This window comes from Ruegeria sp. A5 (assembly GCF_056543005.1).
Genome location: NZ_JBQGAV010000001.1, coordinates 730,081 through 748,971, shown reverse-complemented (window position 1 = coordinate 748,971; position 18,891 = coordinate 730,081). Strand labels below are relative to the sequence as shown.

The window sequence follows — 18,891 nt, the reverse complement described above, 5'->3', positions numbered from 1 at the left end:
ATGGAGGGGGAGCGCCAGAGATTTTTTGCCTCCGGCGGAGGTATTTGGGGCCAGATGAAGCATTAGCGGGACTGCGCCATTCGCTGGGCGAGCTTCAGGGCCTCGATCAGGCTGTTGGGGGTCGCGCTGCTTTGGCCCGCGATGTCCAGAGCGGTGCCGTGATCCGGCGAGGTCCGGACGAAGGGCAGGCCCAAGGTTACGTTCACACCGCGGTCGAAATCCAGTGTCTTGATCGGGATCAGGGCCTGGTCGTGATACATCGCGATCGCGGCATCATATCGCGTGCGCGCCGCGGCGTGGAACATGGTGTCTGCCGGGTGGGGTCCGGTCACGGTGCAATCGACTGGATTGAGGTCTGCGATCAGTGGCGCGATCCAGTCAAGCTCTTCCGTACCCATTTTCCCGCCTTCGCCAGCATGGGGGTTCAGCCCCGCGATGGCGATGCGAGGATGGTGGATACCGAATTGGGTGCGCAGGCCTTGGGCGGTGATCTCGATGGTTTCTTGCAGCACTTCTGGGGTGAGTGCGCTTGGGACCTGGGAGAGCGGGATGTGGATGGTGGCCGGAACCACGCGGAGCTGTTCGCTGGCAAGCATCATTACCACGCGCGACCGGCCTGCCAACGCCGCAAGAAATTCGGTATGGCCAGGGAAGGCAAAGCCCGCACCGTCGATCAGCGCCTTTTTGTGGATCGGCGCGGTACAAAGTGCAGAAACTGCACCGGAACTCACCAACTCAACACCCTTTTCAATAGAATCGATGACCGAAAGTGCGTTAGCCGGATCAGGGTGGCCAGGCGTGTTCGGGGCGGGGAAGTCGAAATGCAGAACCGGGAGGGCCGAGGCGCTGGCCGATATTGCCTCAGACGGGTCGGCGATCCGGGTAATGGGTGTTCCATCGGGCAAATGTGATGCGTCGCCGATGTAGAAGAACGGACAGGTATCGCGCAGGGCTGCCCAAGCTTTGGCTGCGATTTCGGGTCCGATCCCGGCGGGCTCACCGCAGCTTAGTGCGATTGGGGCGATCATTGTTCGATGATGACGGCGTCGGCCCTCAGCTGTTCCAGCAGGCTGTTTGCAAGGGCCTGCAACCGCTGCTGGGTCAGTGCGTTTGCTACGTCCACACGGGTGGTGTCTTCGCCCAGGTTGCGGGTGCGATTGCACAGCATCAGGAACATCAGCGTCTGCCCGTTGTTGCGCGTCAGCGTGGCCGATGCCTCATTTGGATCAAGCTTGGCCAACTCAAGCGCTACGTCGCGTGGAATTGCCGAGGGGCTTTGGGTAAGGCGTTCCAGCACGTCGGGCGATTGATCTTTGGCGATGCCGTAGAGGTCATCGCAGGTGTCGATCTCTTCCTTGAGCTTTTCGGCTTTTGCAAGCGTTTCGGCGCTGCGGCCACCGGGAAGGTAGTAGATCGCGTAGTCGATCTCGGAATAGGTTGGGGCACCTGCGGCAACTTCGCGGATGCCGCGCATCTGGAACAGAGCCACGGCGTTCGGGAGCGAAAGTGGGTCAGTGATCTCACCGTTTTTCAAGCCCAGAATGACGGGTTGCAGGGCCGGAGGCAGGTTGTTGAGCGACAGCCAATCCAGTCGCCCGCCATTCTCGCGTGTGGCAGCGGCAGAGTATTGCGTAGCAGCCGAAGAAAAGCTGTCTTGATCGGGAAGTTGTGAGATTTCATCGGCCAGGGCTTCAGCCTGCGCCAGGGTCTGCGGTGTTACCGGAATGATAATTTCGGACAACAGAACCTGCAGGCCGCCGCCGCCACCCTGACCCAAAGCACGGTTGATCTCATCTTCCGAGGGGCGAGCCTGCGACAGAAAGCGGGTACTGACAAAGTCGCGCCAGGACAATTGATCGGCGACAAAATCCCGTACGGTTTCCTTTGATACGCCCGCATCGTTGAGCAGCTGCAGAAACTCTTCGCTGCTGAGGTTGCCGCGCGAGGCGAATTCATCAATCCCGGTCTGGATATCTTCGGGCGCGGCTTCGATGCCGGCATCGCGCATCGCCTGTTTGCGCAAACGATCCTCGATCAAGGCTTCGCGGACTTCGCGCTCGGAACTGCCCGGAACGCCGAGCAGTTCGAGAAACTGCTGACGTTGTTGAAGCTCATACCAGGTGACAATGTCCTGATTGACCCGGATTGCAGGCGAGAACAGGCTTTGAGCCTGGACCTGTGGTGTGGCCATTGCAACAAGCGCGGCAGCCAGCACCGGCAGCACCGATCTACGGCAGCCAGAGCGGAGAGATTTTGTGAAACCTGAGATCAACTGCATCTTCTCTTAAACTTCTGTCCATCGCCTTCGACGGAATACCCTGTCAGGGCAACGGTAAAGCCGAATTCTGTCGAAGGCTCAATACTTGATGTGGAGGTAAAGCGTCTGTTGACGTTCACATTTACCTGCACACACTCATTTTCGTAGGTCACGCCGAACCCAAGGCGGAGTGGTTCAGATTCGCTAAAATCATAGCGTGCGTTGGCTCGGGTCAACCAATTCTGATCTACGCGGTAGCGACCGCTCACCCGTAATTCCGAGATTTCATCATTATTCGCTTCAGCAGGATCAGGCTCGAGCCAGATGTAACCGCCGGAGATTGCCGTATCTCCACTAGACCAGCCTGCACGAATTTCAGCTTTGGTAAAACTGAAATCGCTGTTTAAAAGCCCACGCGCGGCCAATGTCAGCCCCTTGCCGTTATTCAATTGCCCGGCAAGCAGAATGTCGGACTTGGTACCCTGCAGCCCCGATGTGAGCGTGAAATCCGGATCCGCATCGGACCGGAAGACCTGTCCGATTGTCGCCAGCGCCCGCCAGCCGTCAACATTGTACCGAGACCAGTTCAGGCCCACAACGGCGGTTGCACCGTCTTCGCGGCGGTCGGGGGCCGGAAAGCGCGAAAGGGACAAAAGATTGCCCTGATCGAGTTCCTGAAAGGTACTTTCATCGTTGGGAACGTCATTGTTCGAAACATGCGTCCAACCAATTTGCGCGATTGGCTCAAGGATTTGTGTTGCACCGGACTGCTCGCGGCGCAGCATGGGGTAGCGCAGGGTAAAAGCTGCACGCGGGGTCGAGCGGGTTACATTGTTCGGAAACTCGCTGTCATTGCGGATATTGAACGTATCCACTGACGCGCCCACCAATGCCTCTGCACGTAATCCGGTCGCAAAGGTCCAGTTGCGCAGCCATTCCGCATCGAATGTTGCCCTGGCGACGTCGCGACCAATAATATCTTCGTCACTGGTTCGCGTGTGGGTGTGACCATCGAGGCTTAGTTCAACTTCACCTCCTAAGGTGCTGGGGAAGAATCGCTTTCGATAGTTGATGTCGAAGACACGCGATGGGATTTCATCCTGATTTTCGCTATCCCGAAGGGACTTGTAGTGGATGAAGCTGGTTCTGAACGCCGTATCACGCTTGATCCGCTCAAGTGCAATTTCGCTACGAAGGCGGTCAAAATCGGGCAAGCCGTAATCTGCCAGATACGAGTCATCCGAAGTTGTTTTGATATCGAATGTCAGCCGGTAGTCATTTCCAAGACCGAACCGGCCATCGGCGAAGAAATACCCCCGATCCTGACCGGGCTGCAGGTCGTCGCGTGTATAAGAGCCCCGCAGCCGAATGCGCCCGCGTTTGAATGCCTGTCGGTAACGAAACCCAAGTGTGCGGGTCTTGGACGACAGATACGGCGTCAGAGTCAGGTCCTTGTGATCTCCGATCTTGAAGAAATACGGCACCTGAACGCCAGTGCCCAGTTGCGAAGTGGTGCGGATCGACGGCACGAGAAAGCCGGTCGCCCGCTCAAGTGTCGGGTCGGGTAGGCGCAGCGTGGGAAAGTAGAAGACCGGGACATCAAGTATTCGGAACTGTGCGCCTTCGAAATAGAGCTGCCGTTCAAGCTGGTCATGGGTCACTTTACGGGCGCGAATTTGCCAGATCGGGGGTCTGCCATTCGCGCAGACATGACATGAGGTTGCGGCGACCTTGCTGAATTGCGTGTAGCGACCTGCCGCACGGGTGGCCTGGACTGAGGCGATCTGCACTTGCTGGTCAAAGACCATGCGCGCGCCCATCAAAAGGCCATTTTGTATCCCGCTGTCCAACTGCGCGGAATCGGCCAGCAATGTGCTGTTTCCGCCCTGATCGATCCGGATTGGGCCGGTCAGGGTCAACTCGCCGGTTTCGCGATCATAGGTGACGCTTTGCGCTGTCAGTTTGACGTCGCCTTGGAAGGCCTCGACATTCCCCTCTGCGACCAGTTTGCGATCCGGGGTAATGAATATCTCATCGGCCACCAGTAGGGCGGGTTGATTCTGTTCAGTCGCGTCAGCCTCGCTGGCGGCACCTTCTGGTTCGGACTGTGCGGCAACTGCTGCTGGCAGCGAGAGGATCAGTGCGCTCGACAGCAACAAAGACAGGACGGAGCGCATCAGCCATCCTCCGCATGGAGCAACAGGCCCAGAGACAGTAGAATGCCCGCAAAGGGTGGGGCCCAGGCCGAGACCAGAATAGGTAATTGCCCGTTTTCGCCAAGAATTTGGGCGAAATTCCGGATGAAGTAGATACCGAACCCCAGCAATACAGCGGTCAGCACGGCAACTCCGGTGCCGCCGAACCGGACATGGCGCATTGTGAAGGCGGCCCCGATCAGAACCATCGAAACCAGAAACAGGGGTCGCGCAAGTTGTACTTGCAGCCAGACCTCATATTGCTTGGTTGAAAATCCCGCCTCGCCCAGATCACGAATCAACTGCGGCAGATCATAGACCGAAACTGAATCCTTTTGCCCGAGAGTGTCCAGAATCCGGTCTCTGGTCAGCGTTGTGGGTAGGTTCAGGATCTCATGGCTGGTGGCATTTGCTTCGGGATTGAGATCGTCCTGAATGGGCCAGATTTTGGCCTGATGCAAGGTCCAGAATCCATCCTCCAGATCAGCTTTCTGGGCCGAGATTTGCTGGTTCGGCTTGCCGTCGGATGAGAACGTTGTGATGGTCACGTTCCGCAGGGCGAACCGGTCGCCATTGACAGTGCCGGTTGCGTGAATCACCGACTGACCGTTGGCTGAGCTCTGGCGCAACCACAACCCCTCGCGGCTGATGGACAGGGCTGAACCACCCTGGTTGCGATAGCCATCGGACAAACGTTGGAACTCTTCCGACGTCGCGGCCGCGATGGGATTCAGCAAAGTCACAGCAAGTGCGCCGATGGTCAGCGCAAGCAACACGGGCGCTAGCAGGGCTCGGATACCGGATCGCCCGATTGCGCGGGTCACCACCAGTTCGGAGCTGCGGGCGAGGCCGACAAACAGCGCGATCGTGGCTAGGATCATCAGCAGGGGCAACATCTCGCTGATCGCGGCCGGTGTGTTCAGCAACGTCAGTTGCAGCAACTGGCCAAAGGATAGGTCAACACCATCGAACCGCCGCACCTGTTCGATCAGATCGATCAGGATCATCAAGGTCAGAAAAATACCGCCGATTACAAGAAAGCTTTGAACAAAGCGGCGGGCAAAATAGCGGTCGAGGATCACTTTGGCATCCCCGTCAAACCCCGGCATCCAAGAATCACAATCGGGCATGGAATCATGCGCGACGGCCTGTAACTGCCGATTGGTGTCACGTTCTCTCCCCCGAGCCTGCCGTTATTTTCGCGCGACCATAATGCAATTGCCCGGCGGGGAAAACTGCTATCTGGTCAACGGTGGCTGCGCGGGCTAGGTCTTGGGCAACGCATTTTTCAGGAGAATGATATGAGCAGTCTTGTGCCCGTCCGATTCACCCCCTTTGACCTTGATGCGATAGCGCAAACCGAAGGGCGCGTGGCCATTCTCATTCCCGCCGATGGCAAGATGAGCCCCGCCGCGCGTCGAGCCAATCGCCTGACCAAAGGCGCGGTTGCGCGGCTGGTCGAAAGCGAGCGGTTCAGCAAGGTCAAATCGGGTAATGTTATTTCGCTGGCCTGGCCTGCCGGAATGGTGGCCGAGGCGCTGGATATTCTGGTGTTGCCGCGTCGCCCCGACTCTGACGAGGCACGCAAGGCCGGGGCCAATCTGGCGAAAGCTGCAGCGGGCAAACCCGTGCTGGTCATGGCCGCCAATCACGCGCGTATCGAAGAGGTAGCCTTGGGCATGGTACTGCGGGCCTACGATTTCGATGTCCACAAATCCAAGGACTCAGACCCGGCGGGTGAGATCACCATCGGTCACTCCAAGCCAGAGGAGGCCGAAGCTGACTTTGCGCCGCTCTATGCCGTCGCAGACGGTGTGCGCATGACACGAGATCTGACAAATGAACCCGCGAATGTGCTGACGACAACTGAGTTCGCGGACAGGTTGGTCGAGATGGAATCGCTGGGCCTGAAGGTCGAGGTTCTGGAAGAGGACAAGCTGGCCGAACTGGGCATGCGTACGCTGCTGAGCGTCGGGCAGGGCTCGGTCAGCCCCTCGAAAGTTGTGGTGATGCAATGGGACGGCGGCGACAAGGATGACGCGCCACTGGCCTTGGTCGGTAAGGGCGTCGTGTTCGATACCGGCGGTATCTCGCTTAAGCCGGCCGGAGGCATGGAAGACATGACCATGGACATGGGCGGCGCGGGTGTTGTTGCCGGAACCATGCGAGCGTTGGCCAAGCGCAACGCCAAAGCCAATGTCGTGGGGCTGGTCGGGTTGGTCGAAAACATGCCCTCGGGCAATGCCTCTCGCCCGGGCGATGTGGTCACTTCGATGAAAGGCGACACTGTCGAGATCATCAACACCGATGCCGAGGGTCGTTTGGTTCTGTGTGACGTCATGTGGTACGCGCAGGATCGGTTCCAGCCGGTGGGCATGATCGATCTGGCCACTCTGACGGGCGCGGTCATCATTGGTCTTGGGCATGAGAATGCCGGTGTGTTTTCAAACAATGACACCTTCTGCGACGCCTTCCTGAAGTCGGCCAAGGCCGAGGACGAGGGCGCATGGCGGCTGCCCTTGGGTGAAGGCTACGACAAACAACTTAAATCGCGCATTGCGGATATGAAGAACGTGGGCGGGCGGCCCGCAGGTTCGATCACCGCAGCGCAGTTCCTGCAGCGTTTCGTCAAGGAAGAGACGCCGTGGATTCACTTGGATATCGCAGGTGTGGCCTCTGTCTCTTCCGAGACCGCTTATGCACCGAAAGGGGCCACGGGCTGGGGCGTCCGCGCGCTAAGCCGGTTCGTGCAGGACAATTTCGAGTAAGCGCATGGGTGCCGTCTATTTCTACCACCTGACCCGTCAGCCGTTGGAGCACACACTGCCTGTGCTGCTCGACAAGGCACGGCAGGCCGGATGGCGGATTGCCGTGCGGGGTGTCGACCCTGCGCGGATGGACTGGCTGGATGAGAAATTGTGGCTGGGACCTGAGGACGGGTTCCTGCCGCATGGCCGCGAAGGTGGCCCGCACGACGCGGCACAGCCCGTTCTGCTGACGACCGGCCAAGGGGCAGCAAATGACGCGACCTGTGTAATGGCTGTCGATGGGGCAACGGTTGAGGCGGAGGAAGTTTCGACCATGGAGCGTGTCTGCATTCTGTTCGACGGGAATGATCCGGAGGCGGTTCAACATGCGCGCGGGCAGTGGAAGGCTCTGACCGGGGCGGGGTGTTCGGCACAGTATTGGTCCGAGGAATCCGGACGATGGGAGAAAAAGGCCGAGGCTTGATCGGCCACAAATATATTTTAGGAGATTTCAAATGGATATGAAGCCTTTGGGCCGCACCGGGATCATGGTGTCGGATTTATGTCTTGGGACAATGACCTTTGGTACTCAGACCTCGGAAACTGAGGCGCACCGCCAGATGGACATGGCGCTTGCGGGTGGGATCAACTTTGTCGACGCGGCTGAGATGTATCCGGTGAACCCGATCTCGGCAGAGACGGTCGGGCGGACCGAAGAGATTCTTGGCAATTGGAATGCCGCCAATCCTTCGCGGCGCGGTGACTATGTGCTGGCCACGAAACACTCTGGTGAAGGGTTCGTGCATGCGCGCAATGGCGCCCCAATCTCGAAAGAGACCATACCTGAGGCGATAGAGGGTTCACTGCGTCGTCTACAGACTGACTGTATAGATCTCTATCAGTTCCACTGGCCAAATCGTGGCAGCTACATGTTCCGACAGAACTGGGACTATGCACCCTCGGGTCACAACCGGGACGAGATTATGGACGAGATGCGCGAAAGCCTGATCGCTCTGCAGGCGCAGGTGGACAAGGGCAATATCCGCGCCTTTGGTCTGTCGAATGAAAGCGCTTGGGGTACCGCTCAGTGGTTGCGGGCATCGGATGAGGTTAGTGGACCTCGGGTCGCGTCGATCCAGAACGAATATTCTTTGCTCTGCCGGTTATTCGATACCGACCTGGCTGAATTGTGTCTTCTGGAAGATGTCGGGTTACTATCATTCTCACCGTTGGCGGCAGGTTTCCTGACTGGGAAATATCAAGGGGGTGTTGTTCCAGAAGGATCACGCATGGCGCTGGTGCCGAATATGGGCGGGCGTAAAACAGATCGCGTTTTTGATGCCGTGGCTGCTTATCTGGATGTTGCCGCGCGGCATGGGCTGGACCCGATCCACATGTCACTGGCGTGGTGTTGCAGCCGTCCTTTCATGGCCTCAACCATCTTTGGCGCAACAAATGTAGCGCAGCTAGAACATATTCTGGCGGGTAAGGATTTGAAGCTGTCGTCCGAAGTGATGGCCGAGATCAGTGCGGCGCACCGGGCGTTTCCGATGCCATATTGAAGGGATGGGGGCTCTGCCCCCGTCGCTTTTGGCGACTCCCCCGAGGTATTTTAGGCCAGATGAAGTTGGATCGCGTCAGTGATGGGTGGGTTGCGTACGGTCTTGCCTGAGGTCGCGAGCCGTGAGGCCGTGGGCGGTTCGGAACGCGCGCGCGAAGCTGGATTGCGAGGCGAAGCCGGTGGCCAGCGCCACGTCCATCAGCGGCAGGTCGGTATCGGTAACCAGACGGCGGGCCTCGGCCAGTCTGAGTTGCAGGTAATGATCCTGTGGAGTTGTATTCAGGCGCAGGCGGAACTGCTGCTGCAGGGTGCGCGTACTAGTGCCGAGTCTATCGGCGATGTGCGCAAGGGATAGGGGGTCGTCCAGTGAGGATTCCATCAATGAGTTGGCTTTGGCTGTGAGCGCGGTGTGACGGTGCGGCGCACCGGTGCGGCTTTGTGGTTTTGAGGGCTGAGACGCACCTTCATAGAGGAATAGCCCGGACACGCGGGCGGCAAAGCCCGCGCCATGACGTGCAGCAATAATATGGAGCATCATATCGATCGCCGGGACGGCGCCGCCAGAGGTTAGGCGTGTATCGGAGACGGTAAATCGGTCAGGGCACACATCGACATTGGGAAAGCGCGCAGCGAAGTTCTCCAAATCCTCCCAATGGGTCGTCGCCGCGTGACCGTCGAGCAATCCAGCCTCAGCCAGTAACCAGGGGCCGCCATCTATCCCGGCGATTGTTGCACCGGTGGCCGCGATCCTGCGGAGCCCGGCGAGCAGGCTTGGCGTCGCATGACGGGCCAATTGGAATCCGGCAACTACGATCAACAGATCGCAGCCCTGCAACCGGGCCAGGGGAATGCCCTGCACATTCAGAGCGCTGGTCAGCAACGCGGGTTCTGCGGTTGCCGTGACGTAGTCCCAATCAAAAGCGGGCCGATCCGCTAGTCGGTTGGCAGCACGCATCGGATCGACGGCGGCCGCGAAGCTGAGTGTGTTGCATTCGTCCAGCACCAGCACCGCCGTTTTCAGGGCGCGATGTTCGGGCTGCAGTATGTTTTTTGCGGATTTCATCAAGTCTGATTCGCATTTTGCTAAGTGGTTCCCTCAAGGCTGCGTCAGAGTTGGCGTTGACGCAAATCGGAATCCGGGGAGAAGCCTGGGGAAAACCCACGGTAAAACCGGGTATAAGCTGGGGATAACGCCATGCCTTTGGAAATGAACCGCGAAGTCTTTATCACCTGTGCCGTCACCGGCTCGGGCGGGACACAGGATCGCAGCCCACATGTGCCGCGTTCGCCGAAGCAGATTGCCGATAGTGCAATTGCTGCAGCGAAAGCCGGTGCGGCTGTGGTGCACTGCCATGTGCGCGACCCCGAGACCGGTGCGCCTTCACGCGATCTGGCGCTGTACCGTGAAGTCACGGACCGCATTCGCGATGCCGAAGTAGACGCGGTTCTGAACCTGACGGCGGGCATGGGCGGAGACATGGTGTTCGGCGGGATCGAAAATCCGCTGCCTTTGGCAGAGGCCGGAACAGATTTGGTCGGCGCGACTGAACGTGTTGCACATGTAGCGGAGTGCTTGCCTGAAATCTGTACTCTGGATTGTGGCACGATGAACTTTGCCGAGGCCGACTATGTGATGACCAATACGCCCGGCGCCTTGCGGGCGATGGGGCAGATGATGACCGATCTGGGTGTGAAGCCCGAGATCGAGGCCTTCGACACCGGCCATCTGTGGTTCGCCAAGCAGCTGGTGAAAGAGGGTGTTCTGGAACCGAACGCTCTGGTCCAGCTATGTATGGGGGTGCCGTGGGGGGCTCCGGATGATCTCAACACCTTTATGGCGATGGTGAACAATGTGCCGGAGGACTGGACGTTCAGCGCGTTTTCGCTGGGGCGCAATGAGATGGCGTATGTCGCGGCCTCGGTTCTGGCGGGCGGCAATGTGCGCGTCGGGCTGGAGGACAACCTGTGGCTGGAAAAGGGTGTTCTGGCCGAAAACTGGCAGTTGGTCGAGCGTGCAGGCAGCATCATCGAAAACATGGGCGCGCGGGTGATCGGGCCGCAGGAAGTACGTGAGAAGCTGGGGCTTACCAAGCGGGCTCCGGTTGCGAAGTAGTCGCGGATTGGGGGCCAGCCCCCAAACCTCCGAGATATTTTTGGCCAGATGAAGAGGCGGATCGTGGGCAAAGAACAGCAAGCAAAAACAGCAGCAATCATCGGAGGCGGAGTGATTGGTGGCGGGTGGGCTGCCCGGTTCCTGCTGAACGGATGGGATGTTCGGGTATACGATCCCGACCCTGAAGCCGAGAGGAAGATCGGTGAGGTGTTAGATAACGCGCGTCGTTCTTTGCCGGGGTTGAGCGATGTACCTCTGCCTCTAGAAGGGACGCTGAGCTTTCATGACGATCTCGGTGAGGCAGTTCAGGGTGCGATCTGGATTCAGGAGAGCGTACCGGAAAGGCTCGATCTGAAGCTGAAGGTTTACAAGAGCTTGCAGGGGGCTTGTGATCCAGATGCAATCATCGGGTCCTCGACCAGCGGGTTCAAGCCCTCGGAGTTGCAGGAAGGCGCTTTGCGACCCGAGCAGATCGTGGTGACCCACCCGTTCAACCCGGTCTACCTGTTGCCACTGATCGAACTGGTTCCGACCGACAAGAATTCACCTGACTTGATCGCGCGGGCCAAAGATCTTTTGACCTCGGTGGGGTTCTTCCCGCTGCACATCAAGAAGGAAATCGACGCGCATATTGCTGACCGGTTCCTCGAGGCGGTGTGGCGCGAGGCGCTTTGGCTGGTGAAAGACGGCATCGCAACGACCGAAGAGATCGATGAATCCATCCGCATGGGTTTTGGTATCCGTTGGGCCCAGATGGGACTGTTCGAAACCTATCGCGTGGCCGGTGGAGAGGCCGGGATGCGGCATTTCATGGCTCAGTTCGGCCCAGCGCTGAAATGGCCCTGGACCAAACTGATGGATGTGCCTGAGTTCACCGATGAGTTGGTCGACATGATTGCGGATCAGTCGGATGCGCAGTCTGGCAAGTACTCGATCCGCGAGTTGGAGCGTATCCGGGACAATAACCTCGTTGGTATGATGCGGGCGCTGAAGGCCCAGAACTATGGTGCAGGGGCGGTATTGAACCAGCATGATGCGGCCTTGAAGCCCGGAGCGCTGCCGACGCTGGACGAGGCGGATCTGAGCCAGCCGATCCTCACGCTGTCGCGCGCCGTTCCGCTGGATTGGACCGACTACAATGGCCACATGAATGAAGCTAAATATCTGGAGGCCTTTGCAGCGGCCACGGATCGTTTCATGGAAATCATTGGCTGCGATATGGAGTATATCGCGACAGGCGGCAGCTATTTCACTGCCGAAAATCACATCCGTTACATGCAGGAGACCCATGCGGGGTCGCGGATCGAATGCCGTACGCAGATGCTGTTAGGGCAGGGCAAGAAGCTGCATGTCTTCCACAGCATGTACGAGGGTGAAACGCTGTTGGCCACAGGCGAAAGCTTTCTTCTGCATGTCAGCCTTGAGACCCGACGCCCCAGCCCACCTTCACCCGAGATCGAGGCCGCGATGGCACGGGTTGCCGAGGCGCAGGCCGGGTTGCCTTATCCCGAAGGCGCGGGCGCGGCGATCCGCAAGCCCGCATGAGCAGCCGGGTCTTGATTACCGCAGGCGCCTCTGGCGTCGGCAGGGCCATGGCTGAAGCGTTTGATGCTGCCGGGGCTCAGGTCTGGGTTGCGGATGTTGATGCGGATGCGTTGGCGGATTGCCCGGCGCATTGGAAGCAAAGCCAGCTTGATGTGTCGGATGAGGATGCTGTCGCTGCTGCGTTTACTGACCTTGAGACCGAATGGGACGGGCTTGATGTGCTCTGTGCGAATGCGGGGATAGCGGGTCCCACCGCAGCAGTTGAGGACGTTTCCCTGACGGATTGGAGGTCATGCCTTTCCATCAATCTAGAGGGGTCATTTTTGTGCTCTAAATACGCTGCACCTCTGATGAAACAGCAACGCAGCGGCGCGATCTTGATCACTTCATCGACTGCAGGCCAGTACGGATACCCCAACCGCGCGCCGTATGCGGCGGCCAAGTGGGGCATGGTGGGATTAGGCAAAACGCTGGCGATGGAGCTTGGGCCGCACGGTATACGCTGCAATGTGATCTGCCCGGGTTCGGTTGAAGGACCACGCATGGAGGGCGTGTTGCAGCGCGAGGCCGATGCCAAGGGCATGACCCGGGATCAGGTTTACGACGGCTATGCCTCGGGCACGTCCATGGGCCGCTTTGTAGAGGCGCAGGACATTGCGAACATGGCTGTATTCCTGGCTTCAGATGCAGCGAGGCTGGTGTCGGGTCAGGTAATCGCGGTGGATGGCCATACGGTCAATCCTGACCCGAAACTGTGAATCAGCCCTGATTTGGCCCCCGAATCTGGCGGATGGCGCTGCGGACGGCTTGCCAGTCCTGCGCCTCCTGCTGATTTCCGGCGGCTTCGCATTCGCGCATTTTCTGCGCAGCTTCGGCTTCGGCCCGATCGCCATGGGCCGTATAAAGGGCACGTGCGTATTCAGCGGTTTTGAGTGCGTCCATTCCCGTCATCCTCCATCTCAGATCGGAATGTCTGTAGTTTCGCGCCAAGTGACTATACTACAGCTTTTAGCCCAGGTCATGTCTGAGAGATTTCTGAGCGCAATTGCTGCAGATGGTCCGGGAAATCACGTGCGGTCATATCCGCCTCTCGAACCAGCCGGTCGAAATGGAGCGTAAAGACCTCAATCCGGTCGCGGTCTCGGAAAGCCATGTAGTGGCTTCCGGCATAGAACACGCATAGAAGTGGGCCGAATATCGTGACAGGGGCAGAGTAAAGACGTTTTGCATCAAATAGATAGATGCGCAGACGTGGATAAAGCTGCTCGCACACCGACAGCAAGTGATCGATCTGATCCAACCGGACCTGAAGCGGTAGTCCCTCGTAGTAACCGGTGGCATAGGCAAAGCTGTGAAGCTCGTACAACGGCATGGCAATCTCATAATCGGACTGGGCGCTGCGCATCCATGCCAGTCGGTCTGCCGAGGCGCCAATGGCTTGATCCGCAGTACGGCCGAGATGCGGAGCGTATTCCCATTCAAGCACGGCGCGGGTCTTGAGCATGTCGGGTAGGGTGGCCGGAACGTAGCGTATCTTGTAGCCGGCGGCCTCCTGGTGCCATTCAAAGATGCGCTCATCCACCAATGCCCGGGCAGCTTCGGTCAGGGTGAGGGAACTGGCCAATAGTTCTGCCGCGCTCTCGGGTCGGTTAGAAAGCCCAAGCAGCCAATCGGCGGAAACCCCAAGCGCCGAGGCGCAGCTGCCGACGACATGAGCATTCGGAAGGCGTGCCCCCGCCCCGGTCAGCAATTGCGAAACGGTAGATCGGTCAACCCCGATGCTGCGTGCCAGGGCGCTTTGGCTGACGTTGCGCTCTTGCATCGCTCGGGCCATGCGCTGGCGAAAATGCAGGGCGCGATCCCGTTTGTCGATTTTATCAATCATGTGGTGATTAATATCACCTTTGGTGAGAATCGTTAATCATATTCAGAATTCACGACCCTTGGCTCTGTCTGTAACGCTGGTGTTACAAAAATAAGAATGGGGTCTGGAATGGAAACGCGACGCAGGTCGGTCGTGAAGGCGCTGGTGTGGAATGCGATGGGGCTGGCGATGATGACGCTGGTTGGTTTGATCGCCACGGGTTCAGCAGCACTTGGAGGGATGGTTGCTCTGGTCAATACAGCCATTGGCTTGACCATGTATGTAATTTACGAGCGTATCTGGGCCGGAATCACGTGGGGCCGCAATGGCTGAGCCGGTCACACCCAAATCACCTGAATGGGCGACATTTGCCCTGATCATCGCGTGCTATTTAGCCTGGATTGGTGCGATTTTCTGGTTGGCAGGCATATCGCTTTGGCTTGCGATCCCGTTCATGGGGCTGGTGGCTGCGCTGCATTCCTCGCTGACCCATGAGGCTTTGCACGGGCATCCCTTTCGCCAGAAGTGGCTGAATGAGACACTGATGGCGATGCCGCTGACTTTGTTCATTCCCTACAATAGGTTTCGGGACCTGCATCTGGCGCATCACTGTGACGCGAACCTAACCGATCCCTATGATGACCCTGAGACCAACTATCTCGACCCGCAGGTCTGGGCGTCTCTGGCTCGATGGCAAAGACGGATGTATCAAGTGAACAATACTCTGCTGGGGCGGATGGTTCTGGGGCCTGCGATCGGGCAAGTTGCGTTCTTGCGGGATGAACTGCGTGGTGCACTTCGCGGAGATCGGGCGATTTTGTTGGCATGGGCGCTGCATATGCCCGGCGTTGTCGCGACTCTTTGGATCGTCGCGCTTTCGCAAATGCCGATCTGGGCCTTCGCCCTTGCAGCATATATCGGGCTGGGACTGGTCAAGATCCGCACATTCCTGGAACACCGCGCGCATGAGAAGTCGCGCGCGCGCACAGTGATCGTAGAAGACCGTGGCATCCTTGCATTTCTGTTTTTGAACAATAACTTGCACGTCGTTCATCATATGAACCCATCAGCACCTTGGTACCGATTGCCTGCACTCTACCGCACGGGCAAGGAAAGGTACTTGGCCTGTAACGAGGCTTATGTCTACCGTTCGTACGGGCAGATATTCCGAGAGTATTTCTGGCGCGCCAAGGATCCGGTGGCGCATCCGCTCTGGCCAAAGCCTTGATTTAACGACAGAAGGGAAGCCATGAGTTTATGGATTCCCGTCACCATCGCGGCCGCATCGTTCCAGACGGTGCGGTTCATGCTGCAGAAATCCCTGAGCAGCGTGAAGCTTTCGGCTGCCGGGGCGACATTTGCACGATTCGCCTATTCCATGCCATTGGCCTTGCTGGGGCTTTCCATTGCTTTGGGCGCGACAGGGTACGAACTGCCAGCGCTGACGGCGAAGTTCTGGATATTTGCTGTCATCGGCGGGACCACACAGATACTGGCCACGATCTGCGTTGTGGCATTGTTCAAGCAGCGCAACTTTGCGGTAGGGATTACGTTTAAGAAAACTGAGGTGATTCAAACCGCTATTGTGGGGTTCCTTGTCCTCGGCGATCAGGTCTCTACCGGGGCGCTGGGGGCAATTCTGCTTGGGTTGCTGGCCGTCCTGTTGTTGTCAAAAACGCCCGGAGGCAGCGGCGCTTGGTGGCAACATCTGACAAACAAAGCCTCGCGTCTTGGACTGGGGTCAGGCGTGTTATTCGCATTCTCCTCGGTCAGCTATCGCGGCGCCTCTTTGCAATTGGGCGACATCGATGCGTGGTTCCGGGCACTTGTGACACTGGCCGTCGTGGTAACGTTTCAGTTTCTCAGCATGTGGCTGTGGCTGCTTTGGCGAGACAGGGCCGAGCTGCGCGCCGTGTGGGAGACTCGCCGGACCGGGGTTTTTGTCGGCCTGACCAGCCTCTGTGGTTCGTTTTGCTGGTTCTTTGCCTTCACGTTGCAGAACGCAGCCTATGTGAAGGCCTTGGGTCAGATCGAACTGATCCTCAGCCTGTTCGCATCGCTGCTGTTTTTCCGTGAAACCATCACCCGGCGCGAGATCGCCGGGATGACGTTGCTTGGCTTGTCGATACTGGCGCTTGTGCTGACAATCTAGCCAGCGCGACGCTCATCAAAGCTGAGAGCGATAAAGCTGGGGAGGTGATCCCCCATGCCTACAACTGCTGGCCCGCCATCGTCGCGACGCCCACGACCACGGGTTTTGGGCTCTCGCTCTTTGCGGCTCTCGCTCTTTTTGTTGTCCGACGCTTTGGCATTCTTCTCTGGCTTTAGCGCCTCGGGCTTGGGTTCATCGGCCTTGACCGGATTGTCGATGCGCGGAATGTCCTTCTGGATCAGGCTCTCGATCGCGGCCAGCGCCTTTTCATCGCGGCCCGAGCAGATCGTGATTGCCTTGCCTTCGCGCCCGGCACGGCCCGTGCGGCCGATGCGGTGGACATAATCTTCGGCATGGCCGGGAACATCGAAGTTGAACACGTGGCTGACCGAGGGGATATCCAGACCCCGTGCAGCAACGTCCGAAGCCACCAGCAGCCGCAGTGATCCATCGCGGAATCCGTCCAGTGTTTTCATCCGCTGCGACTGATCCAGATCGCCATGGATCGCGGCGGCGTTATAGCCGTATTTCTTCAGCGACTTGGCGCAAATATCTACATCGGTCTTGCGATTGCAGAAGATGATGGCGTTGGTGCATTTGTCACCCTCGGCATCGATCAATGCGCGCAGGGTTTTGCGTTTCTGGCTGGCCTCACGATCCCGGCGACCACCTTTGAACATCACCACGCCTTGTTCGATGGTTTCCGAAGCGGTGGCCTGACGCGCAACTTCGACCCGGGTGGGGGCCGACAGGAAAGTATCGGTGATCCGTTCGATCTCGGGCGCCATGGTGGCTGAGAAGAACAGCGTCTGGCGGGTGAATGGCGTCAGCGAGAAGATGCGCTCGATATCAGGAATGAAGCCCATGTCGAGCATCCGGTCAGCTTCGTCCACCACCATGATCTGAACGCCTGTCAGAAGCAGCTTCCCGCGTTCGAAATGATCCAGCAGACGGCCCGGAGTGGCAATCAGCACGTCAACACCGCGGTCAATCAGAGCATCCTGTTCCTTGAAGGAAACGCCACCGATCAACAGTGCTTTGGTCAGCTTGAGGTGCTTGGCGTAGGTATCGAAATTCTCGGCCACCTGCGCTGCCAGTTCCCGCGTCGGGCACAAGACCAGCGAGCGTGGCATACGTGCGCGGGCGCGACCACGGGCCAGCAATGTGATCATCGGCAGGGTGAAGCTGGCGGTTTTGCCGGTGCCGGTTTGGGCGATCCCCAGAACATCGCGCCCTTCCAGCGCGGCTGGAATTGCGCCTTCCTGGATCGGGGTCGGAGTTTCGTATCCGGCTTCCTCAATTGCTTTGAGGACCTTCGGGTTCAGGTTCAGTTCGTTAAACTTTGTCATGTATGTCCGGTTCAAGCGGACACTAGACCTGGCCCGCGCGTCTGAAAATGCCGGGCCCGGATGGCCATGCGCCCCATGCGCGTTTCGGCTGTGGCGCGGGCATAACAAAAACGTGGGGCAGGGTCAAATGAAGTCGGTTTAATCCGTGGCAAATCTGCCGGTAACAAGGATTTCCGCAACAATTCAGATGGTTCCGGGAAAGTGTTTCGCGACTTTTTGGTCCAGATCAAGCGGCCGGTGACGGATCATGTCGTTATCCTCAAGCCGTTCCAGCACTTCCGGGTCAGCAGCGCTGATTTCATCGTAAAATTCCCGCAGGCCATCGAGCCCGTATTCGGTTTCCAGAAGGGTGATCAATTCGTACCTGTCTAGCGCACCGATCTTTCGCGGGCGATCCGGGCTGGCCTGGTACGAGCCGCGTTCGAGGCGGAAACGATAATGCGCCAGCCAATGCTCCCAATCCGGGGCGTGGCGATGACACAGATCGATCTGAGGAAGCTCGGTTCTGACTGGCAGAAACTCACCGTGCTGATAGAGGTTGTGGATACGGTCGCTCAGTTTTTTCAAACCGCCGCGTACGAACAGTTTGCCCTGAATGTGGCTCATGAAACCGGCCAGAACGTAAGTGCCGAAATTGGGATAGAGCGCTTCGACCAGCGCTTGTCGATTCTGACCTTCGGGAATGAACGCTTTGTAGAGGTCCTGGCCACCCGCCAGCGCCTCAATCGGGCGGACGCGGACGGCGGGGATGTCATCGGGGATGTCGCGCAGCAGGTCGGGGATCGGGGACATCGGCCACAGAAACTCATCGACATCGATATGTGCGACCCAGTCCAGATCAGTCCTGTTGTAGATCAAATTCGCATTCGAGGATTGGCGAACCTGATGTTTGTCCGGCCTCTCACGCCTGCGACGCTTCCAGAATGCCGCATCGCAGGTACGCACCCGGATCCGGGGATGCTCGCGCAGGGCTGAGATGTCCCCCTGGACCGGCTCGTCCAGAAAGATGTGAATCCGGTCCGCGCCGATATCGAGGTGGTGGGCGGCAAAGCGCAAAATATCCTCACGCGGGGCGCGGATCGTTGACACAATCCCCCATGTGGTCACT

General features: G+C 58.5%; 18 protein-coding genes. 9 read left to right on the top strand and 9 right to left on the bottom strand.

From position 1 onward, the window contains the following. Positions 1-62: 62 nt before the first annotated feature. From pdxA to lptG, 4 genes are read right to left on the bottom strand one after another with little or no spacing between them, the layout of a single operon-like run. Positions 63-1,028, bottom strand: coding sequence for a 4-hydroxythreonine-4-phosphate dehydrogenase PdxA (gene pdxA, locus ACR0AY_RS03775; RefSeq protein ID WP_170509532.1), 966 nt, complete (start codon positions 1,026-1,028; stop codon positions 63-65). After that, positions 1,025-2,278: a peptidylprolyl isomerase gene (locus tag ACR0AY_RS03770; protein WP_170406236.1), complete on the bottom strand. Its 1,254-nt coding sequence runs from the start codon at positions 2,276-2,278 to the stop codon at positions 1,025-1,027. The genes pdxA and ACR0AY_RS03770 overlap by 4 nt, the downstream gene beginning before the upstream one ends. Next, entirely contained in the window at positions 2,269-4,434 is a 2,166-nt protein-coding gene (locus tag ACR0AY_RS03765) for an LPS assembly protein LptD (RefSeq protein WP_170509535.1), read from the bottom strand. Before ACR0AY_RS03765 ends, ACR0AY_RS03770 begins: the two co-directional genes overlap by 10 nt. Further along, positions 4,434-5,534, bottom strand: a complete 1,101-nt coding sequence (lptG, locus tag ACR0AY_RS03760) for an LPS export ABC transporter permease LptG (protein ID WP_170510774.1) — start codon at positions 5,532-5,534, stop codon at positions 4,434-4,436. The genes ACR0AY_RS03765 and lptG overlap by 1 nt, the downstream gene beginning before the upstream one ends. Positions 5,535-5,753: 219 nt before the next feature. Between lptG and ACR0AY_RS03755 the strand changes: the two genes are divergently transcribed. From ACR0AY_RS03755 to ACR0AY_RS03745, 3 genes are read left to right on the top strand one after another with little or no spacing between them, the layout of a single operon-like run. After that, complete coding sequence (locus ACR0AY_RS03755) at positions 5,754-7,220, top strand: leucyl aminopeptidase (RefSeq protein WP_170509538.1); 1,467 nt, start codon at positions 5,754-5,756, stop codon at positions 7,218-7,220. 4 nt (positions 7,221-7,224) lie between these two features. Next, positions 7,225-7,683 carry a DNA polymerase III subunit chi gene (locus ACR0AY_RS03750; RefSeq protein WP_170509541.1) on the top strand — a complete coding sequence of 153 codons (459 nt, stop codon included), beginning with the start codon at positions 7,225-7,227 and terminating at the stop codon, positions 7,681-7,683. Positions 7,684-7,714: 31 nt separating this feature from the next. After that, a complete protein-coding gene (locus tag ACR0AY_RS03745; RefSeq protein ID WP_170406224.1) occupies positions 7,715-8,761 on the top strand; it encodes an aldo/keto reductase in 1,047 nt (348 codons plus the stop codon). 75 nt (positions 8,762-8,836) lie between these two features. On the opposite strand, the gene ACR0AY_RS03740 is transcribed toward ACR0AY_RS03745, so the two are convergent. Further along, on the bottom strand, positions 8,837-9,823 hold the full coding sequence (locus ACR0AY_RS03740) for a GlxA family transcriptional regulator (RefSeq protein ID WP_170509544.1): 987 nt from the start codon (positions 9,821-9,823) through the stop codon (positions 8,837-8,839). Between the two features lie 132 nt (positions 9,824-9,955). On the opposite strand from ACR0AY_RS03740, the gene bcoG reads away from it, so the two are divergent. From bcoG to ACR0AY_RS03725, 3 genes are all read left to right on the top strand, one after another. After that, complete coding sequence (gene bcoG, locus ACR0AY_RS03735) at positions 9,956-10,873, top strand: 3-dehydrocarnitine:acetyl-CoA trimethylamine transferase BcoG (protein WP_170509547.1); 918 nt, start codon at positions 9,956-9,958, stop codon at positions 10,871-10,873. A 63-nt stretch (positions 10,874-10,936) separates the two neighbouring features. Next, on the top strand, positions 10,937-12,418 hold the full coding sequence (locus ACR0AY_RS03730; protein WP_480453731.1) for a carnitine 3-dehydrogenase: 1,482 nt from the start codon (positions 10,937-10,939) through the stop codon (positions 12,416-12,418). Continuing rightward, positions 12,415-13,176, top strand: a complete 762-nt coding sequence (locus tag ACR0AY_RS03725) for an SDR family oxidoreductase (RefSeq protein WP_170396769.1) — start codon at positions 12,415-12,417, stop codon at positions 13,174-13,176. Before ACR0AY_RS03730 ends, ACR0AY_RS03725 begins: the two co-directional genes overlap by 4 nt. Position 13,177: 1 nt before the next feature. On the opposite strand, the gene ACR0AY_RS03720 is transcribed toward ACR0AY_RS03725, so the two are convergent. Both ACR0AY_RS03720 and ACR0AY_RS03715 read right to left on the bottom strand, forming a co-directional pair. Then, entirely contained in the window at positions 13,178-13,360 is a 183-nt protein-coding gene (locus tag ACR0AY_RS03720) for a hypothetical protein (protein ID WP_170396771.1), read from the bottom strand. Between the two features lie 76 nt (positions 13,361-13,436). Then, positions 13,437-14,303 (bottom strand): helix-turn-helix domain-containing protein, encoded by an 867-nt coding sequence (locus ACR0AY_RS03715; RefSeq protein WP_170509554.1) that lies wholly within the window; start codon positions 14,301-14,303, stop codon positions 13,437-13,439. Between the two features lie 108 nt (positions 14,304-14,411). Between ACR0AY_RS03715 and ACR0AY_RS03710 the strand changes: the two genes are divergently transcribed. From ACR0AY_RS03710 to ACR0AY_RS03700, 3 genes are read left to right on the top strand one after another with little or no spacing between them, the layout of a single operon-like run. Continuing rightward, a complete protein-coding gene (locus tag ACR0AY_RS03710) occupies positions 14,412-14,615 on the top strand; it encodes a DUF2061 domain-containing protein (protein ID WP_170396775.1) in 204 nt (67 codons plus the stop codon). Then, positions 14,608-15,510, top strand: coding sequence for a fatty acid desaturase (locus ACR0AY_RS03705; protein WP_170509556.1), 903 nt, complete (start codon positions 14,608-14,610; stop codon positions 15,508-15,510). The genes ACR0AY_RS03710 and ACR0AY_RS03705 overlap by 8 nt, the downstream gene beginning before the upstream one ends. 21 nt (positions 15,511-15,531) lie before the next feature. Next, on the top strand, positions 15,532-16,434 hold the full coding sequence (locus ACR0AY_RS03700) for an EamA family transporter (protein WP_170509559.1): 903 nt from the start codon (positions 15,532-15,534) through the stop codon (positions 16,432-16,434). Here ACR0AY_RS03700 and ACR0AY_RS03695 read toward each other — a convergent pair. Continuing rightward, a complete protein-coding gene (locus ACR0AY_RS03695) occupies positions 16,431-17,783 on the bottom strand; it encodes a DEAD/DEAH box helicase (RefSeq protein ID WP_170509561.1) in 1,353 nt (450 codons plus the stop codon). The two genes, ACR0AY_RS03700 and ACR0AY_RS03695, sit on opposite strands and share 4 nt — an antisense overlap. 183 nt (positions 17,784-17,966) lie before the next feature. Next, positions 17,967-18,872 (bottom strand): glycosyltransferase family 2 protein, encoded by a 906-nt coding sequence (locus ACR0AY_RS03690; RefSeq protein WP_170406195.1) that lies wholly within the window; start codon positions 18,870-18,872, stop codon positions 17,967-17,969. Positions 18,873-18,891 lie beyond the last annotated feature (19 nt).

Bases quoted from the DNA above. Each gene is read 5' to 3' on its own strand.
- ACR0AY_RS03715 (WP_170509554.1), bottom strand. From the start codon at position 14,303: ATGATTGATAAAATCGACAAACGGGATCGCGCCCTGCATTTTCGCCAG.
- ACR0AY_RS03705 (WP_170509556.1), top strand. From the start codon at position 14,608: ATGGCTGAGCCGGTCACACCCAAATCACCTGAATGGGCGACATTTGCC.
- ACR0AY_RS03745 (WP_170406224.1), top strand. From the start codon at position 7,715: ATGGATATGAAGCCTTTGGGCCGCACCGGGATCATGGTGTCGGATTTA.
- bcoG (WP_170509547.1), top strand. From the start codon at position 9,956: ATGCCTTTGGAAATGAACCGCGAAGTCTTTATCACCTGTGCCGTCACC.
- ACR0AY_RS03710 (WP_170396775.1), top strand. From the start codon at position 14,412: ATGGAAACGCGACGCAGGTCGGTCGTGAAGGCGCTGGTGTGGAATGCG.
- ACR0AY_RS03700 (WP_170509559.1), top strand. From the start codon at position 15,532: ATGAGTTTATGGATTCCCGTCACCATCGCGGCCGCATCGTTCCAGACG.
- ACR0AY_RS03770 (WP_170406236.1), bottom strand. From the start codon at position 2,278: ATGCAGTTGATCTCAGGTTTCACAAAATCTCTCCGCTCTGGCTGCCGT.
- ACR0AY_RS03750 (WP_170509541.1), top strand. From the start codon at position 7,225: ATGGGTGCCGTCTATTTCTACCACCTGACCCGTCAGCCGTTGGAGCAC.
- ACR0AY_RS03725 (WP_170396769.1), top strand. From the start codon at position 12,415: ATGAGCAGCCGGGTCTTGATTACCGCAGGCGCCTCTGGCGTCGGCAGG.
- ACR0AY_RS03740 (WP_170509544.1), bottom strand. From the start codon at position 9,823: ATGAAATCCGCAAAAAACATACTGCAGCCCGAACATCGCGCCCTGAAA.
- ACR0AY_RS03720 (WP_170396771.1), bottom strand. From the start codon at position 13,360: ATGGACGCACTCAAAACCGCTGAATACGCACGTGCCCTTTATACGGCC.
- ACR0AY_RS03765 (WP_170509535.1), bottom strand. From the start codon at position 4,434: ATGCGCTCCGTCCTGTCTTTGTTGCTGTCGAGCGCACTGATCCTCTCG.
- pdxA (WP_170509532.1), bottom strand. From the start codon at position 1,028: ATGATCGCCCCAATCGCACTAAGCTGCGGTGAGCCCGCCGGGATCGGA.
- ACR0AY_RS03755 (WP_170509538.1), top strand. From the start codon at position 5,754: ATGAGCAGTCTTGTGCCCGTCCGATTCACCCCCTTTGACCTTGATGCG.
- ACR0AY_RS03695 (WP_170509561.1), bottom strand. From the start codon at position 17,783: ATGACAAAGTTTAACGAACTGAACCTGAACCCGAAGGTCCTCAAAGCA.